Genomic DNA, 1,565 nt, shown 5'->3' with positions numbered 1-1,565 from the left:
CAGTATGACGCTGAAATTTAACAATTTTCCAAAAGTCAACAAAAGTTGTATCGTTTGCAAAGTAAAGCCGACGGTGCAACATTTACGAAAAGTTACAACCCGCAAACTTAAGCATGGGAGTGATGAACACGATGGGAACTGAACTTGCCGGCCTGATCCGGGCCGACCTGGCAGCCCTCACCAACGATGCCAACCGCCTCGGAGTCGTGACGCCGGCCATGGATGCCGGCCACCCGACGCTGGGCGACGGCAACGGCGGCTTCTCCTTCGCGCAGAGCATGAAGAATGCCCTCGTCAGCGTGGACCAGGACCAGCAGGTGGCCAACCAGAAGATGGAAGCGGTGGACAGCGGCAAGAGCGACGACCTGGTCGGCGCCATGCTGTCGTCGCAGCAGGCCAACCTGTCCTTCTCGATGCTGATGCAAGTCCGCAACAAAGTCATGGGCGCCGTCGACGAGCTGCTCAAGCTGCCCGTCTGACAGGAATAACCCAACGTGATTGCTACCCTGAAGACCGCCCTCGGCGGCAAACGCCTGGCCCTGCCGCCCGCGCTGGCCAGGAACCTGACCCCGATGCTGGTGCTGGCCATCGGCATCACCGCGGCCGTCATGCTGTTCATGTGGAACGACCAGGCCGGCTACAAGCCGGTGTTCGGCGCCCACGAGAAAATCGCCGCCAGCGACATGATGAGCGTGCTCGATGCCGAACACGTGCCCTACCGCATCCACCCGGACTCCGGCCAGGTGATGGTCCCGACCGGCCAGCTGGGCAAGGTCCGCATGCTGCTGGCCGCCAAGGGCGTGACCGCGCAGCTGCCGGCCGGCCTGGAGCTGATGGACAAGAACGACCCGCTGGGCGTCTCGCAGTTCGTGCAGGACGTGCGCTTCCGCCGCGGCCTGGAAGGCGAGCTGGCGCAATCGATCCTCACGCTGGACGCCATCGCCTCGGCACGCGTGCACCTGGCCATCGCCAAGTCCTCGTCGTTCGTCGCCAGCGACGGCGACAAGTCGTCGGCCTCGGTCGTCGTGGGCGTAAAGCCGGGCCACACGCTGTCGAACGAACAGATCGCCGCGGTCGTGAACATGGTCGCGGGCAGCGTCGCGGGCCTGGCCCCGAACCGCGTGTCGCTGGTCGACCAGAACGGCAACTACCTGTCGTCGCGCGTCGACCTGACCGAAGGCTTCGACGGCGCCGCCCAGGGCGATGCCGCCGCCAAGCGCTACCAGGACGACGTGCGCGCCAACGTGGCCGGCCTGCTCGGCCCCGTGCTCGGCACCGAGAACTTCAAGGTCAGCGTGACGGCCGACGTCGACAACGACAAGATCGAGGAAACGCAGGAGAAGTACGGCGAAGCGCCGAAGGTCACCAGCGAAGCCATGCGCGAGGAAATGGAAAAGAGCCGCATGGCGCTGGGCGTGCCGGGCACGCTGTCGAACCGTCCGCCGGTGGCGAGCAATCCGCCGGCCGATCCGAACGCCGCCAACGGCGCCGCCGGCACCACGACCACCCCGCCGGACGACGGCAGCGCGCGCAAGAACGCGACGACGCGCCAGTACGCCTACGAC

General features: G+C 65.6%; 2 protein-coding genes. Both read left to right on the top strand.

The window, feature by feature from the left end; translation table 11 throughout:
• The first annotated feature begins 131 nt into the window (after window positions 1–131).
• Window positions 132–479: a flagellar hook-basal body complex protein FliE gene (gene fliE / locus AC1DYX_RS31005; RefSeq protein WP_477266047.1), complete on the top strand. Its 348-nt coding sequence runs from the start codon at window positions 132–134 to the stop codon at window positions 477–479.
• A gap of 15 nt (window positions 480–494) precedes the next feature.
• A partial coding sequence (gene fliF / locus AC1DYX_RS31000; RefSeq protein ID WP_477266045.1) for a flagellar basal-body MS-ring/collar protein FliF occupies window positions 495–1,565 on the top strand: 1,071 nt, incomplete at its 3' end.

The sequence above is a fragment of the Massilia sp. P2_C2 genome (genome assembly GCF_056404615.1).
Note: the sequence above shows the minus strand (reverse complement) of the source record. Positions and strands in the feature narration are given on the sequence as shown.

Bases quoted from the DNA above. Each gene is read 5' to 3' on its own strand.
- fliE (WP_477266047.1), top strand. From the start codon at position 132: ATGGGAACTGAACTTGCCGGCCTGATCCGGGCCGACCTGGCAGCCCTC.